Annotated in this window: 16 protein-coding genes and 1 pseudogene; 8 read left to right on the top strand and 9 right to left on the bottom strand. The window is 66.3% G+C overall.

The annotated features are described in order from the left end of the window. Positions 1–59: 59 nt before the first annotated feature. The 3 genes from pbpG to TQ98_RS05175 all read right to left on the bottom strand — a co-directional run bounded on the left by pbpG (position 60) and on the right by TQ98_RS05175 (position 1,999). The gene (gene pbpG / locus TQ98_RS05185; protein ID WP_082073215.1) at positions 60–989 is read right to left on the bottom strand and encodes a D-alanyl-D-alanine endopeptidase; all 930 of its coding nucleotides are present in this window, start codon (positions 987–989) and stop codon (positions 60–62) included. A gap of 170 nt (positions 990–1,159) precedes the next feature. Then, on the bottom strand, positions 1,160–1,546 hold the full coding sequence (locus TQ98_RS05180; RefSeq protein ID WP_044871847.1) for a DUF488 family protein: 387 nt from the start codon (positions 1,544–1,546) through the stop codon (positions 1,160–1,162). Between the two features lie 12 nt (positions 1,547–1,558). Then, positions 1,559–1,999 (bottom strand): thioesterase family protein, encoded by a 441-nt coding sequence (locus tag TQ98_RS05175; RefSeq protein ID WP_044871848.1) that lies wholly within the window; start codon positions 1,997–1,999, stop codon positions 1,559–1,561. A 97-nt stretch (positions 2,000–2,096) separates the two neighbouring features. On the opposite strand from TQ98_RS05175, the gene TQ98_RS05170 reads away from it, so the two are divergent. Continuing rightward, a complete protein-coding gene (locus tag TQ98_RS05170; RefSeq protein WP_044871849.1) occupies positions 2,097–3,056 on the top strand; it encodes a helix-turn-helix domain-containing protein in 960 nt (319 codons plus the stop codon). 18 nt (positions 3,057–3,074) lie between these two features. On the opposite strand, the gene TQ98_RS05165 is transcribed toward TQ98_RS05170, so the two are convergent. Next, complete coding sequence (locus TQ98_RS05165; RefSeq protein ID WP_044871850.1) at positions 3,075–3,554, bottom strand: nuclear transport factor 2 family protein; 480 nt, start codon at positions 3,552–3,554, stop codon at positions 3,075–3,077. A gap of 182 nt (positions 3,555–3,736) precedes the next feature. Here TQ98_RS05165 and TQ98_RS05160 point away from each other — a divergent pair, with 182 nt between their 5' ends. The 5 genes from TQ98_RS05160 to TQ98_RS05140 are packed head-to-tail and all read left to right on the top strand — an operon-like array spanning position 3,737 to position 7,347. Continuing rightward, positions 3,737–4,162: a nuclear transport factor 2 family protein gene (locus TQ98_RS05160; protein ID WP_044871851.1), complete on the top strand. Its 426-nt coding sequence runs from the start codon at positions 3,737–3,739 to the stop codon at positions 4,160–4,162. Beyond that, on the top strand, positions 4,159–5,016 hold the full coding sequence (locus TQ98_RS05155) for an SDR family NAD(P)-dependent oxidoreductase (RefSeq protein WP_044871852.1): 858 nt from the start codon (positions 4,159–4,161) through the stop codon (positions 5,014–5,016). Before TQ98_RS05160 ends, TQ98_RS05155 begins: the two co-directional genes overlap by 4 nt. Then, positions 5,013–5,777, top strand: a complete 765-nt coding sequence (locus TQ98_RS05150; RefSeq protein ID WP_044871853.1) for an SDR family oxidoreductase — start codon at positions 5,013–5,015, stop codon at positions 5,775–5,777. Before TQ98_RS05155 ends, TQ98_RS05150 begins: the two co-directional genes overlap by 4 nt. Before the next feature lie 26 nt (positions 5,778–5,803). After that, the gene (locus tag TQ98_RS05145) at positions 5,804–6,559 is read left to right on the top strand and encodes an SDR family oxidoreductase (RefSeq protein ID WP_044871854.1); all 756 of its coding nucleotides are present in this window, start codon (positions 5,804–5,806) and stop codon (positions 6,557–6,559) included. Positions 6,560–6,570: 11 nt separating this feature from the next. Next, complete coding sequence (locus TQ98_RS05140; protein ID WP_044871855.1) at positions 6,571–7,347, top strand: glucose 1-dehydrogenase; 777 nt, start codon at positions 6,571–6,573, stop codon at positions 7,345–7,347. A 59-nt stretch (positions 7,348–7,406) separates the two neighbouring features. Here the strand turns inward: TQ98_RS05140 and TQ98_RS28035 are convergent. The 5 genes and pseudogenes from TQ98_RS28035 to TQ98_RS05115 all read right to left on the bottom strand — a co-directional run. After that, a pseudogene (locus TQ98_RS28035) lies at positions 7,407–7,538 on the bottom strand (transporter); the annotation flags it as partial. Between the two features lie 226 nt (positions 7,539–7,764). Further along, entirely contained in the window at positions 7,765–8,670 is a 906-nt protein-coding gene (locus TQ98_RS05130) for an NAD(P)-dependent oxidoreductase (protein WP_044871856.1), read from the bottom strand. A gap of 74 nt (positions 8,671–8,744) precedes the next feature. After that, positions 8,745–9,623 (bottom strand): SDR family NAD(P)-dependent oxidoreductase, encoded by an 879-nt coding sequence (locus TQ98_RS05125; protein ID WP_044871857.1) that lies wholly within the window; start codon positions 9,621–9,623, stop codon positions 8,745–8,747. Between the two features lie 37 nt (positions 9,624–9,660). Beyond that, positions 9,661–10,497, bottom strand: coding sequence for an SDR family NAD(P)-dependent oxidoreductase (locus TQ98_RS05120; RefSeq protein ID WP_044871858.1), 837 nt, complete (start codon positions 10,495–10,497; stop codon positions 9,661–9,663). A gap of 66 nt (positions 10,498–10,563) precedes the next feature. After that, positions 10,564–12,315 carry an FAD-binding protein gene (locus TQ98_RS05115; RefSeq protein WP_044871859.1) on the bottom strand — a complete coding sequence of 584 codons (1,752 nt, stop codon included), beginning with the start codon at positions 12,313–12,315 and terminating at the stop codon, positions 10,564–10,566. 278 nt (positions 12,316–12,593) lie between these two features. Here TQ98_RS05115 and TQ98_RS05110 point away from each other — a divergent pair, with 278 nt between their 5' ends. Further along, positions 12,594–14,234 (top strand): DUF1302 domain-containing protein, encoded by a 1,641-nt coding sequence (locus TQ98_RS05110; protein ID WP_242443049.1) that lies wholly within the window; start codon positions 12,594–12,596, stop codon positions 14,232–14,234. A 23-nt stretch (positions 14,235–14,257) separates the two neighbouring features. Continuing rightward, positions 14,258–15,634 carry a DUF1329 domain-containing protein gene (locus tag TQ98_RS05105; protein ID WP_044871860.1) on the top strand — a complete coding sequence of 459 codons (1,377 nt, stop codon included), beginning with the start codon at positions 14,258–14,260 and terminating at the stop codon, positions 15,632–15,634. Positions 15,635–15,700 lie beyond the last annotated feature (66 nt).

The raw sequence follows: 15,700 nt of genomic DNA, 5'->3' as shown, positions 1-15,700 counted from the left end.
CCTGGGGCTGGCTTCTTTTTGGCCGCTGCGGCGGGTCCGGTCGAAGCCGGACCTCTGGCTCAGCGCTTGACCTCGGTCTGCACCGCCAGGCCGTTCTTGTTGTGGCGGGTGTTCTTGGCCGTCACCGGCACCTTGCCGCTGGTGCCGGTTTCCACCCAGCGGCGCATGCGGGTGGCGTCGGCCATGTGGGTGTACTTGCCGAAGGCGTCCAGCAGCACCATCGCCATCTGACGCTGGCCCATGTGGGTGACCATCACCAGGCAATGGCCGGCATCGTCGGTGTAGCCGGTCTTGGTCAGCTGAATGCTCCAGTCAGGCTTGCGCACCAGGTTGTTGGTGTTGCGAAAGCCCAGGCTGTAGCGCGGTTTGACGAAGGTCACCACCTTGGCGGAGGTAGTGCTGTACTGGGTCATCACCGGGTACTTGCGGGTTTCCTTCAGCAGACGCACCAGATCGTTGGCGGTGGAGACGTTGAAGGGAGAAAGACCGGTGGGCTCGACGTAGCGGGTATTGGCCATGCCCAGGGCGCGGGCTTTGGCGTTCATCGCCTTGATGAAGGCGGAATAGCCGCCCGGATAGTTGTGCGCCAGGGTGGACGTTGCACGGTTTTCCGAGGACATCAGCGCGATATGCAGGAGTTCGCCACGGCTGAGCTGGCTGCCCAGGCGCACGCGCGAATAGACCCCCTTCATTTCCTTGTTCTCGCGAATGGTGACCGTCAGCACCTCGTCCAGCGGCTGCTTGGCCTCGAGCACCACCACCGCGACCATCAGCTTGGTCACCGAGGCGATGGGCATCACACGGGCGGAATTGCGGGAATAGACCACCTGGTCACTGGCCAGGTCGACCAGCAGCGCGCTATGGGAAGACAGCTGCAGTTTCGCCGGGTCGCGCACCGGCAGAGGCGGTTCGGCGGCCTGGACAGGGGTTCCCGCCAGCATGAGCACGCAGGAACCCAGAACGAACAGCTTGGCGATCGAACTACGAATATTCACGATGCTTCCAAAGGGAAAGGGGCCGGTAAAAGCGGCCCCACGAAGAAAAGTATAGGAACGAAGTTGCCGGGATACTCAGCACCTTACGTCGACAGGGCGCGATTCTGCGCCTTTGGTCGGATGATCGCCAGAGGGCGGGGGAAGGCGGCGACGGGCCGCCCGAATCAGCGGATGGAAGCGCCCCGCTCGGCCAGAAGGTGGCGCAGCAGGGAACGGTGGCAACGGCTCTCGTCCTCGCAGTAGCAGCCCACGGCGAAGTGGCTGCTGTGGGACAAGGCCGCCAGCAGGTCGAGGACGCGCGCGCCCTCGCCCCCCTCCATCTCGGCCCGATAGTGCTTGGCGAAGCGCGCCCAGTCGGCATCGCTGCCGACCGCCTTGCCCTCGGCCATCAGCTCGGCGCTGGGCGCCAGCAGGGGCAGCCAGGTGTCGTAGTAGTCGCGGCTGGCGAACTCGGCCTTGGGCACGCCACGCGGCGGCCGACGCACGGTACCGATGCGCAGGCCCTCATCGGCGGCCCGTGGCGTCCCCAGACGGACAATGCTGATGCTCATCTCTCCTCCTCCTCAACGCTTGCTGCTGGGCAACTCGCGGAAATCATCGCTCCTGTCCATGGCCTGGAGCGCTTCCAGCAAAGCGGGCGGTGGCGCCACCAGCTTGCGCTGCTCCAGATCGAACCAGCCGACCGTGGAAGTCACTCGCGCGGCCAGGGTGCCGCTGCGGAAGAACTCGTTGCGCAGCAACATCCGGCTGCCATCGATGGAGAGGCCGGCAGCGCTCATGGTCACGGCCAGTTCGTCGAGCAGATGGCATTCGCGGAAATATTCGATCTCGTCCTTCATCACCACCGGCCCCAGACGCAGGCGGCGGAACTCGGACATGGGGAAGCCGCAATCGGAGAAATACATCATGCGCACGTCGGCCGACTTGTCGAGGTAGGCGGTGTTGCGCATATGGGAGTTGAAGTCCATGTCGCCCCAACCGGCGATAAGGGTCTTCTGGTACATGAGGCGTCTCCGCAGCAAGGGGGTGTGGAGCTCACTTTATGGCCCATGCCCCCTTTGCCATACTGGCGCGATTGACAACTTTGGTAGCGATCTCGCCATGAAGCTCACCGTCCTCGCCCTTGAGGGTGTGTTCGACACCGGCCTGGCCGCCGTGCTCGATGCCCTGACCACCGCCAACGAGCTGTCCACCCTGCACGGCCTGCCCTGCCCGCAGTTCGAAGTGGCCCTGGCGGGCGTGCGGCCGCAGGTGAACAGCGCCCTGGGATTCGGCGTCCCGGTGCGCCCGGTGGAAGACTGCCCGGCGCCGGACTGGGTGATCGTCCCGGCCATGGGCTACAAGATGCCCGACCCGCTGCAGGCGGCACTGGCCCGCCCCGACGTGGCCGACGCCGTCACCGCCCTGCGCCGTTGGGCCGAAGGCGGCGCGCGAATCGCAGCGGCCTGCATCGGCACCTTCGTGCTGGCGGAAACCGGCCTGCTGAATGGCCACGAAGCCACCACCACCTGGTGGCTGACACCGCTGTTCCGGCAACGTTATCCACAGGTGCAACTGGACGCCGGGCGCATGATCGTCAGCGCCGGACAGTGGGTGACCGCCGGCGCCGCCCTCAGCCATCTGGACCTGACCCTCTGGCTGATCCGTCAGACCAGCCCGGAACTGGCTGCTCTGGTGGCGCGCTACCTGATCGTCGACTCCCGTCCCTCGCAATCGGCCTACGCGCTCTCCGACCACCTGGCCCATGCGGACCCGCTGGTGCAGCGCTTCGACCGCTGGGCCCGCGAGCGCCTGGCCGAAGGCTTCAGCCTGGACGCGGCGGCCAGCGAGCTGGCCACCAGCAAGCGCACCCTGGCCCGGCGTATTCAGGACGTGCTGGGCAAGACGCCCCTGGCCTATGTCCAGGACCTGCGCATCGAGCGTGCCGTGCACCTGCTGAAAACCAGCGAGCACAGCGTCGACCAGGTTGCCGGCCTGGTGGGCTACGCCGACGGCGTGACCTTGCGTACCCTGCTGCGCAAGCGGCTGGGCAAGGGCATCCGCGAATTGCGCGCCGGCTGAGCCGCCGGCGCTATTCGTTCACTCAGGCAGGCCGAACCAGCTGGAAATGACCTTGAACTGCTCCGGGATGGGCGCCGTGACCGTTTCGAACACGCGCCGGTAACCGGTGGAGAGAATCTGCCAGGCGCCGTCGCGCTTGACGTATTCGTCCTGGTAGAACGCCGTGCCGTGCACCATCCAGCCGTTCTCCGTGTCGATCACATGATCCTCCAGGTACCAGCTGCCACGGGCACGATCGGGCGCAACCAACTCGATCTCCGGGTGATGCCCCTGGTGCTTGGACAGCAGGGTCGGCCGGTCCATCAGCCCACGCAGGCCCTCGACAAAACCGGCGCGACCGGAAAAGGCGTACTTGCCACTGTCCAGCGCGGTGGTCACGTCTTCGGCCACACAGGTTTCGAACAGGGCCCAGTCATGGCAGTCGATTGCCCTGAAATAGCGGTATTTCAGCTGTTTGATCTGCTCGATTTCCAGAAGGGTTTCAACGGCGTCGGCCATCTCTGCTGCTCCATGTAAGGGGAACACCCAACCTAGCCGGCACTCCCCCGGCCCCTCATCGTCCGAGGGGACTAGCGCCCCGCGCTTGCGCCAATAGTCCGATCGGCCGATGCCCCTCGGCCCCGGCGATGCGAGCTTCGCCGCACCTGCAACTGCGCAGGACAAACAAGGAGGCTCATGGCATGTCCGAGGCATCGCACAAGCAAGCGCTCTATGAACTCGTCTGTCGTTATGCACAGGCGGTGGATAAACGGGACTGGACGGCACTGGCCCGCCTGTTCGCACCCGACGCCGTACTCAAGGGGCCCGGCTTCAGCTTCGACGGCGTCGACGCCATCGTCGCGGGGATGAACGGCCTGGGTCGCTTCAGCCTGACCCAGCACCACGTCCACAACCACCTGGCCGAAGTCGACGAACAGGAGGCGAGCGCGGAAACCTACTGCGTCGCCAACCACCTGTACGAAGTCGAAGGCGTCACCCGCAAGCTCGACTGGGGCATCCGCTACCTGGATCGCTTCGCCTGCATCGATGGCCTGTGGCACATCACCCGGCGTGAACTGCTGCTGGAGTGGAGCCAGGACCTGCCGCTGCAAGGGGCCGCCCAATGACGGGCGTGCTGAGCGGCAAGACCGCGCTGATTACCGGCGGCACCGGCGCCCTGGCCAAAACCTGTGCAGAACTGTTGCTCAAAGACGGCGCCAGCGTGGTGCTCAGCGCGCGCCGCAGCGAAGCGCTGGCCCAAGCCCGCGAGGAACTCCTCGCCCGGGTGCCCGGCGCGCGAATCGAAGTCTGTGCCGGGGACGCCTGCCAGGAAGCGGACCTGCGCCGCGCCCTTGAGCTCGCCTACGGCCTGCAAGGGCGGCTGGACATCCTGATCCCGACCGTTGGCGGCGCAGCCTTCCGCCCGCTGCTGCAACACGACCAGGCGACCTTCGCCGCCGACCTCGACATCAACCTGACCAGCGCCTTCCTCGCCATCCGCCATGGCGCCCCCTACCTGGCCCGCAACGGCGGTGGCGCCATCGTCTGCATTTCCTCCACCGCCGCGGCCATGCCGTTCCGCTGGCTGTCCGGGTACTGCGTCGCCAAGGCGGCCCTGGAAACCCTGGTTCGTTGTGCGGCCGAGGAACTGGCCAGCGCCGGCATCCGCGTCAATTCCGTTCGCCCCGGCCTGTTCCAGAGCGAAGCCACCCAGGGCCTGTTCGCCAATGAAGCCATGAGCAATGCCTTCCTCGAACAGATCCCGCTCGGCCGCCTGGGCGAGCCGCTGGATATCGCCGGCGCCGTCCGCTACCTCGCCGGCCCGGAGTCGGGCTGGACCACCGGCCAGAGCCTGGCCATCGACGGCGGCCATGAGCTGCGTCGCAACCCTCAACTGGACCCGGTCGTTTCGGCCATCTTCGGCGAAGATGCCCTGCGCGCCGCCCTGGCCGGCCAGGAACACCCAAGGAGCCCCGCATGAAACGTGTGCAAGACAAGGTCGTACTGATCACCGGCGCCGCCAGCGGTGTCGGCAAGGCTGATGCCCTCCTGCTGGCCGCCGAAGGCGCCCGCGTGGTGCTGGCGGACATCGACTGCGAGGCCGGCGCGGCCCTGGCCGCCGAGATCGGTGCCGCCGCCCTGTTCGTCGAGCTCGATGTCGCCGAGGAACAGCACTGGCAGCGAGCCATCGAGCAGACCCTGGCGACCTTCGGCCGCCTCGATGTGCTGGTCAACAACGCCGCCATCTGCCCCCTCGGCACCATCGAGGAGGCCAGCCTGGCGCAGTGGCGCACCGTGATGCGGGTGAACGCCGACGGCTACTTCCTCGGCTGCAAGTACGCCATCGAAGCGATGAAGCGCAACGCCACCGGCGGCTCGATCATCATGATGTCCTCGGTCGCCGCTCTCGGCGGCCTGCCGCCCATGTGCGCCTACAGCGCCTCCAAGGGCGCCGTCACCGCGCTGACCCGCAGCGTCGCCGTGCACTGCAAGAACAGCGGCTACCGCATCCGCTGCAACTCCATTCACCCCGACGGCATCTGGACCCCCATGACCCAAGCCCTGGTGCCCAACCTCGATCCGGTGGCCCTGGGCATCGGCGACAACCCCATGGCACGCATGTGCATGCCCGAGGACGTGGCCAACCTGGTGCTGTTCCTCGCCTCGGACGAATCGCGCTTCGTCAACGGCGCCGAGTTGCGCATCGACAACGCGCAACTGGTCTCCGGCATCGCCGGCTAATCCAACTGATTCGGGAGCACACACCCATGAGCATGCTGCAAGGCAAGGTCGCCCTGGTGACCGGAGGCGGCCAGGGCGTCGGCCAGGGTATCGCCTACTCGCTGGCCGCCGAAGGCGCCAAGGTCGCCGTGGCGGGCCGCACCCGCGCCACCCTGGAAGAAACCTGCGCGGAGATCCGCCGTCGTGGCGGCACCGCCCTGGCGGTCGAATGCGACGTGATGAACCCGGCGGATATCGAACGCTGCGTGGCCGAGGTGGTGGAGGCCTTCGGTGGCCTCAACATCCTGGTCAACAACGCGCATATCGTGCCGCTGGGCAGCATCCTCGACGTGACGGACGAAACCTTCATGAAGGGCATCGACTCCGGTCCCATGGCCACCCTGCGCCTGATGCGCGCCTGCTACCCGCACCTCAAGGGCGAAGGCGCCGTGGTCAACCTGGCCTCCTCCGCCGCCGTGCGCTGGGATGCCTCGGGCTACGGCCACTATGCCGCGACCAAGGAAGCCATCCGCTCCCTGAGCCGCGCGGCGGCGTGCGAATGGGGTGTGGACGGCATTCGCGTCAACGTCATCGCCCCCCACGCCCTCTCCCCCGGCCTGCGCGGCTGGATCGAAAGCAACCCGGTAGAGGCAGAAGCCTTCTTCAGCAGCATTCCGCTGCGCCGGGTGGGTGATTGCGAACACGACATCGGCCGCACCGTGGCCTTCCTGGTCAGCGACAACGCCCGCTACCTGACCGGCGCCACCATCCCGCTGGATGGCGGCCAGGCTTATTGGGGCTAAAGGAGAACGCAATGCAACGTCTGGCAAACAAGGTCGCCATCATCACTGGCGGCGCGCGCGGCATGGGCGCGCATACCTCGCGCCTGTTCGTCGAGGAAGGCGCCACCGTGGTCATCGCCGACCTGCTGGAAGACGAAGGCCGCGCACTGGCCGCGGAACTGGGCGAGGCGGCCAGCTTCCGCCGCCTGGATGTCAGCAACGAAGAAGGCTGGCAGCAGTTGGTCCACGAAACCGTGGAACGCCACGGCCGCATCGACGTGCTGGTGAACAACGCCGCCGTGCTGGTGTTCGGCGCCATCGAGGAATTGACCCAGTCGCAGTTCGAGCGCGCCCTGTCGATCAACCTCACCGGCACATTCCTCGGCGTGCGCAGTGTGGCGCCGATCATGCGCGAACAGCGCGCCGGATCCATCGTCAACATCTCGTCCGTGGACGGCCTGCGCGGGGTCAACGCCCTGGCGGCCTACGTGTCGAGCAAGTGGGGCGTGCGCGGCCTGACCAAGGTCGCGGCACTGGAACTCGGCCCGCACGGGGTACGGGTCAACTCGGTGCATCCGGGTGGCGTCGATACCGTGATGTCCAACCCCACCGGCGCCTCGCGCGACGAGCTGGCCCCGCAATACCGCACCGTGCCGCAACAGCGCATCGGCGCTCCGGAAGAGATCGCCCGCGCCACGCTGTTCCTCGCCAGCGACGAAGCCAGCTACTGCAACGGCAGCGAGCTGTCGGTCGACGGCGGCGTGGCGGCCGGTTCCTACTACCCGGGCCTGCCGGGCTCGCCGATCTGAGCCGGACCACACCGCCCGGCGCGGGTGGACCGAGGCGGGAAGCCGCCCGGTCCATCCCGCTTTGCGGTGAGGAACCAGCCGGCCTTGTTGCTGTACATGATCGACGGGCCGATGGAGAAGGCGCGGCCCTTGTTGTCGTCGACGCGCTCGCCGTGCGGGCGGTCGTCGGTGGTCTGGCGGTAGAAGAAGCCGCAGGCGTAAATCCCACAGGGAGCCGCGCGGCTTCGATCGTTGCAGGGGCTGGACCGTAGGGTGCGCTGCGCGCACCGATCCCGGGATCGGCTTCGGCACCCCGTCAAACCGCCGGTGCGCACGGCGCACCCTACAGGTTCAGTTTCATCCTGTTGGCTCGGACAGTCGAATCGTCACAGGCCAGGCCGGTGAGCGAAAAGGTTCGCCCACCGCCGTCCCCGCGCGTCAGCCGAGATACTGCGCCACCACTTCCTTCACCGCCCGTCCGATATCGTTGCGCACGTACCCGAGCAGCGCGGTTTCCGCCGCATCCGGTTCGTAGCTCACGGTGTTGCCGCGCCCGGTGTAGAGCGCCATGTCCGGCAGCAGCGGATGCTCCTGGTCCAGCGACGGCACCTCGGCGTCGTTGCCGACGGCACGCAGGAAGGTTTCGAAGTACTCGGCGTAGCTGAGGTTCTCGTCCCCCACCAGATAGGCCTTGCCCGACTCGCCGTTGAGCAGCGCGCCGAGGATCGCCTGGGACAGCGAACGGGTGGAGATGAAGTTGCTGCCACCGGCCGGACCGAAGAACGGCAGCGGCGCGAACTTGCCCTCGGCGTAACGGGTGTAGGCCTCGAACATGTCGACCTTCAGCCCCGGCACGGCGCCGACCACGAAGGGCGCGTTGACGCTGCACACGCGGAAGTCCGGCGTGGACAGCGCACGTACGCCTTGATCCGACAGATGGCGCGAGCGTACGTAGGGAATGCTGTCGATCAGCTCCGGCGCCACCTGGGGATAGAAGCTGCCCACCAGCACCGCGTGGCGGACACCCGCGCTGCGGGCCAGTTCGAAGAAGCGCGGGATGGCCTCGACGTTGGCCCGCTGCCAGTGGGCGTCGAGGTCGCCGCCCTGGGGTGCATGGCGGATATCGCTGCCGGCGGCGAACACCAGGGCGTCGAACCCGACCAGGTCATCACGGCTGAAGCTGCCAGCGACGTAATCGCCCTGCAGTTGCTTCAACTCGGCGAGCGCACTGCCCGTTGCGGCCGGCTTGCGCCCGGCAATGGTCACGTCATGGCCGTGGGCCTTGAGGTAAAGCGCGGCATGGCCGCCGATCAGGCCGGTTCCGCCGATCACCAGAACTTTCATCGCATCCTCACTCCTGCATGGGGCCCTTCCGGCCCCGTGATTGAAGCGCCCGGAGCGTTCCGGGCGATGGTCGATCAGATCACCCGCGCGGGGTGCTGCACGCGGGGGGCGCCGAGCATGTCGCGGTAGGACGGCGGCTGACGTCCGGCGTCTTCGGTGATGCCGTAGCCGGCGGCGAGCTCGGCGGTGATCAGCGTCTGCCCGGAACGCGCAGCCAGCTCCGGGTCGTTCAGCAGCGCGTTGATCACGCGGCCGTTGAACTCCGGGGTCTCCGCCATGGCGAGGAATTCCTCGTACTGGTCGGCACGTTCGGCGCCGGCGATGGCGGTGCGTTCGGTGCGCTGCGGGCCGAGCCACAGCGAGACGGCAGCGACACCGGTGTCTTCCAGATCAATGGCCATGTCGGCGGCGAACTTGTCGACGCCGGCCTTCTGCGCGCCATAGGCCGGGCCGTGCATGTAGCAGCCGGCGCCGAAGGAGGAAACGAACGCGATCAGGCCGTGACCGTTCTTCACCAGCAGCGGCGCGGCGTGGTAGCTGGCGACGTAGGACGAGCGCAGGCCGATGTCGAGGATGTCCACCATCTCCAGGGGCTTCTGCCAGAAGGGGCCCGGATCGATCAGGTTCTCGTGGATGTAGGTGGCGTTGTTCACCAGCAGGTCCAGGCGGCCCTGCTCGCGCTCGACGCGGGCAAAGAGCTCGCGCACCTGTTCGTCGTCACGGTGGTCGCAGGCCACGGCGATGCCACGGCCGCCGGCGCGGGTCACCGCTTCAGCGGTTTCCGCCAGGCTGCCGGGCAGGGTTTGGCCACGCAGCTGGCTGCTGCTCTGGGTGGCGGAACGGCCGCTGAGGTAGACGGTCATGCCAGCTGCGCCCAGGGCGATGGCGATGCCCTTGCCGACGCCACGACTGGCGCCAGTGACCACGGCGACTCTGGAGTTCTTCGCGTTCATTCGGGATTCCTTGTTGCAGTCAGCGAAAGCTGGGGTTCTAGAAGTTGAAACCGTTGCCCGTGATCACCGGTACGTTGGTCCAGGTGCCTTTCGGGTCGCGATACCAGCCCGCCGCCGCCAGGGCGCCGCCGTCCACGTGCAGGGTGGTGCCGGTCACCCAGCCGGACAGCGGACTGGCCAGGAAGAGCGCGGCGCCGGCCATGTCTTCCGGCTGGCCGAACCGGCCCAGGGGAATCCAGTTCGGCAGTTGCGCACGGTGTTCCGGCGCGATCATCAGCGACATCGGCAGCTGCGGCGTCTCGGTGGACTCGGGGGCGATCTGGTTGACGCGGATGCCCACCGGGCCCAGCTCCAGGGCCAGGCTCTTGGTGAAGCCACCGATGGCGGCCTTGAAGGCGGCGTAGACGCTGCAGTTGGGAATGCCACGGAAGGCTTCGATGGAGGACAGGCTGATGATGCTGCCGCCCGCACCCTGGCGACGCAGCAGCGGCAGCATGGCGCGGGTCACGCGGAAGATGTGCCCCAGGTTGACGGCGTAGAGTCGATCGATATCGTCATCGCTGTAGGCATCGAAGGGTTTGGCGATCATCAGCGAATCGCCGACGTTGTTGATCAGCACATCGAGACCACCAAAACGTGCCTCGATCTGTGCGGCCAGGGCGGCGACCTGTTCCTTGCAGGTCACGTCCGTCTGCACCACCAGCGCCTCACCGCCACAACTGGCCAGCCAGTCGCATACCTGGGCGGCGCGCTCAGCGTCCCGTTCGGCCACCGCCAGTCGGGCGCCGGCGCGGGCGAAGGCTTCGACCATGGCGCGGCCAATGCCCACGCCGCCACCGGTGACCAGTACGGTCTTGCCCGTGAAATCGATCATCGCGTCTTCCTTTTGTTCTTGTTGGAGGGAGTGCGTGTACCAGGGGCCGCACGGCGGCCCCGTCCGTCAGCCGACCGGTTGCGCCACGTTGCGGCTGTTTTCGGTCGCAGCGGTGGCTCGCTGGGCATGCAAGTCTTCCGCAGCGCGGAAGCCGAACACCATGGCCGGGCCGATGGTGGAGCCGGCGCCCGGGTAGGTGCGGCCCATCATGGAAGCGGCGCTGTTGCCAATGGCGTAGAGACCGGTGATCGGCGCGCCATCTTCACGCAGCACGCGGGCATGCACGTCGGTGAGCAGACCGCCCTTGGTGCCGATGTCGCCGGCATCCACCCTCACCGCATAGAACGGCGGCTTCACCAGAGGCGCCAGGCAAGGATTGGGCGTTACGGTGGGGTCGCCGTAGTAGCGGTCGAACAGCGAATCGCCCTTGTGGAAATCCAGGTCGCTGCCGGCCACGGCCATGGGGTTGAAGCGCTCCACGCTGCGCGTGAGTCCCGCCTCGTTGACGCCGATGGAGCGCGCCAGTTCCGCCAGGCTATTGGCCTTGTGGAAGTAGTTCTTGAGGTGCGCGGGCAGGCGGCTGTCGGGCATGGCATAGCCCGGCAGCAGCGCACCGCAGGGGTACTTGTGGCGATAGTCGGCATCGAAGATCAGCCAGCAGGGCACGCTGGTGGCGCCCTCGCGGTTGCTCGCGTACATGGCGTAGACGATGTCGGTGTAGGGCGCGCCTTCGTTGACGAAGCGCTCGCCCGCCGAGTTCACCAGCATGCAGCCCGGCAGGTTGCGTTCGACGAACAGCGCGCGCTGCTTTTCTTCGCCCTCGACATGGGTGGTGGGTGCCCACCAGCTGTGATCCATCAAGGCGGTACGCGCGCCCAGCGCCTGGCCGGCACGGATGGCATCACCGGTGTTGAAGGGCGGCGTGGCGCTCCAGTCGCTGCGCGACGGGACCGGGTGGTACTGGGCACGCATGGCCTGGTTGCGTTCGAAACCACCGGCGCCAAGGATCACGCCGCAGCGGGTTTCCACGCGCACGGAACGGCCCTGGTGGATCAGCTCGGCGCCCACCACGCGGCCGCCCTCCTCCACCAGTTTTTCCAGCTGGCATTCGAGCTGCAGCGCTACGTCGCGGTCCTTCAGCGAGGCCCGCAGCGCCGCCACCAGGGCGTTGCCCAGGGTGAGGAAGCGGTCGCGCCGCGAACGCAGTCGCCAGCCCAGGTCGCGCCAGTAGCGCCACATCACCTTCAGGGTCAGACCGATCCAGCCCGGACCACGGCAGAGCAGCACGCGGGCTTCCTTCATGGTCATGGTCATGCGTCCGAGCATCAGGGTGCCCGGCGAGGGCTCGCGCAGGCGCATGAAGTCTTCGCCCAGTTCACGGGCATCGAAGGGCGCGGGGTCCATGGAGCGATAACCGGGCTTGCCGCCGGGTACTTCCGGGTAGTAGTCGGCGTAGGCGGCCTGGGCCTCGAAGCGCACCCGCGAGTGCTTCTCCAGGTACTGGATGGCGCGATGACCGTGCTCGACGTAGGCCTCGATACGGCCGTCGTCGATCTCACCGTTGGTCACCGCGCGGATGTAGGCGATGGCTTCTTCGGCCGAGTCCTCGCCGCCCAGCGCGGCGATGCGATGGTTGCAGGGAATCCAGATTCCGCCGCCGGAGATGGCCGAGGTGCCGCCGAAGCGGTCGCTCTTCTCCACCACCAGCACCTTCAATCCCAGGTCGTGTGCCCTGAGCGCAGCGGTCATGGCGCCGGCTCCCGATCCCACCACCAGTACGTCGCAGCTCAGGTCCCATTGCGAGGTGTTCGCGCTCATCGGGCATGCTCCCTTTTTGTTGTTCGTGGTGCGCAATTGCCCGGATTCTCAGTGCGCCCCCAACCGCCAACATCGTCCAATGGGACTAAGGAATTTGCGCAGGAACCGGGAGACCGCATCCCGGCAAGACGCTCCGACCACCCCCTCCGATCTCGTACAAACCTCGTAGTCTTTTCGGACGATGTTGCGCCTCCTCAGTGACCACATAGTCAGCCCGCCACACTCAACTCCACCTTGGGCCTGGCAGCCGAGCTGTGCCCAGTCACGCCGAGAGCGACATGATGATAAGAACAAAAAAAGGTCATCCCCTTAAGCCGCTGCATTCCGCGATCCGCATTGCCTGCGTGGGCCTCGCCATCGGTCATGCCGGGCAAGGCCAGGCCATGGCCTTCCAGCCCAACGATGATCTGAAGATCTCCTGGGACACCACGCTCACCTACGCCCTGGCCTGGCGTACCGAGTCCCGCGATCACGCGCTGTCCAACGGTTTCCCGAACCCGGCCATCGCCAACATCGACGACGGCAACAACGCCTTCGACAAGGGCAGCCTGATCACCAACCGCTCCAGCTTCCTCACCGAGGCCAACTTCAACTGGAAGGAAGACTTCGGCCTGTTCGTGCGCGCCAGCGGCTTCTACGACGACGTCTACAACCGCAGCAACGACAACCACACCGGTACCTCCAACTGCTTCGCCGGTGGCCAGTGCTCCCAGGCCAACCACTTCCCCCACGGCACCATCGACCAGCACGGCAAGGACCTGCGTCTGCTGGACCACTACGTCTACGGCGCCTGGGACCTGGGCGGCCACAACCTCAACCTGCGGGTTGGCGACCAGGTAGTGAGCTGGGGCGAGAGCCTGTTCATCGGCAACGGCATTTCCGGCGCCATGGCCCCGGTGGATGCCACCAAGGCCAATACCCCGGGTGTGGAACTCAAGGAACTCTTCCTGCCGGTGGGCCAGGTATTCGGCCAGATCGACCTGACCGACGCGCTGAGCCTCCAGACCTACTACCAGTACGAGTGGGAAAAGACCGAGATCGACGGCGTCGGCAGCTTCTTCTCGGTTTCCGACCAGATCGATGAAGGCGGCTTCACCGATGCCTTCGGCATCACCCGCCGCCTGCACGACGACAAGCCCAGTGACAGCGGCCAGTACGGCGTGGCGCTGAACTACGTGGCGGAGTCGCTGAACAACACCGAGTTCGGCCTCTACTACGTGCGCTTCCATGACAAGGCGCCGCAGATCGACTTCCTCACCGACTGGAACACCGCCAACTACCGGGTGCGCTACTTCGACGACATCGACCTGTACGGCGCGAGTTTCTCCACCGTGGTCGGCGACACCAACATCAGCGGCGAGGTCAGCTATCGCGACGGTCAGCCGGTGCTGGTGGATACCGGCCTGGTGCCGCACCCGGTGCGCGCCGAGACCATGCAGGCGCAGATGTCCTTCATCCACTCCATCGGCACCACGCCCTTCGCCGACAACGCCATCCTGACCGGTGAGGTTGGCTACAACGAGGTGCTCGACAACGACAAGGCGCCCAGCTTCACCGCCTTCGTCTCGGACGGTCTCGGCGGCGCCTTCCCGCTGGTTACGCCGAACACCGACAAGCTGTTCTTCGACAAGAGCTCCTGGGGCTATACCGTCAACCTGTCCCTCGAGTACCTGAACATCTTCAACGGCTGGGACCTCACCGTGCCGCTGATCTTCAGCCAGAACCTGGGCGGCGATTCGTCCATGCCGGGCACCTTCGGCATGGGTGAAGGTGACCATCGCCTGGGCGTCGGCACCACCTGGCGCTACCTCAACAACCTCACGCTGGAAGCCCGCTACAACGCCTTCCTCGGCGATGCCGGCGACACCCCCTTCGCGGACCGCGACAACTTCGGCATCAACGTCAAGTACAGCTTCTGATCCACTGCCGCAGGAGACTCAAGATGCAACTGAACAACAAGACCCCGCTCCTGGCCGGCGTTCTCGCCGCCGCTCTCGCCAGCACCCCGGTTCTGGCCAAGATCACTCCGGAAGAAGCCAAACGCCTGGGCAACGACCTCACCCCCATGGGGGCAGAAAAGGCCGGCAACGCCGACGGCAGCATTCCTGCCTGGAGCGGCAAGTGGCTGGGGGCTCCGCCCCAGGTCAACTACGCCGGTACGGGCACTGCCTATGGCGACCCCTACGCCGGTGAGAAGCCGCTGTTCGTCATCACTGCCGAGAACATGGCGCAGTACGCCGACAAGCTCACCGACGGTCAGAAGGCGCTGTTCCAGCGCTACAAGAGCACCTTCAAGATCCCGGTGTATCCAAGCCATCGCGACTTCCGCTACTCCGACCGGGTCCTGCAGCGCACCCTCGCCAACGCCACCAGCGCCGAGCTGGTCAGCGATGGCAACGGCGTGATCAACGCCATCGGCGCTTCGCCCTTCCCGATCCCGAAGAACGGCTACGAGCTGATGTGGAACCTCAACCTGCCGGCCCGCGCCTGGAAGGAAGACGCCATCTACACCATGGCGCTGACCCTCTCCAACGGCACCCGCTCGCTGGAATCCATGGACTACAAGATTCTCTCGGTGTGGGACTCGCCCAAGGAAACCGTGGAATCCTTCGGCGGCCAGCAGGCCTTCGCCCTGGTCCAGACCCTGGAACCGACCCGCAAGAAGGGTGAGATCATCCTCGCCCATACCTTCACCGACCCGATCAGCTCGCCGTCGCAGTCCTGGCAGTACCTGCCGGGTAACCGCCGGGTGCGTCGCGCACCGACCGTGGCCTATGACACCCCGTTCGGCGCCGGTGGCTTCCGCGTGATGGACGAGGACCGCCTGTTCAACGGCGCCCCGGACCGCTACGAGTGGAAACTGGTGGGCAAGAAGGAAATCTACATCCCGTACAACAACTACAAGCTGGACGACCCGAGCCTGAAGCTCGACGACCTGTTGTCCACCAACGGCCACGTCAACCCTGACTACATGCGCTATGAGCCGCACCGTGTCTGGGTCCTGGAGGCCACGCTCAAGCCCGGCAAGCGTCACATCTACGGCAAGCGCGTGCTCTACATCGACGAGGACTCCTGGATCGCCGTACTGGCCGACAACTACGACGGCAAGGGCCAACTCTGGCGCAGCAACATGCAGACCACGGCCTACGCCTATGACCTGCAGGGCTTCCAGGCACGGGTGGCGGTCTTCCACGACCTGATCGCCGGTTCCTACCTGACCGACCGCCTGCTCAACGGCAAGCCGCCGGCGAAGCTGAACAACAGCGATTACGAAGCGGACTACTTCTCCGTCGCCAACCTGCGCAAGCTGGGCAAATAAGTGCCCTGATCGAGCGAGGCCCCCGGGCCTCGCTTTTTTGTGTCCCGCCGAAAACCACCTGAGTTC

It is taken from the genome of Pseudomonas sp. LFM046 (assembly GCF_000949385.2).
GTDB lineage: Bacteria > Pseudomonadota > Gammaproteobacteria > Pseudomonadales > Pseudomonadaceae > Metapseudomonas.
Note: the sequence above shows the minus strand (reverse complement) of the source record. Positions and strands in the feature narration are given on the sequence as shown.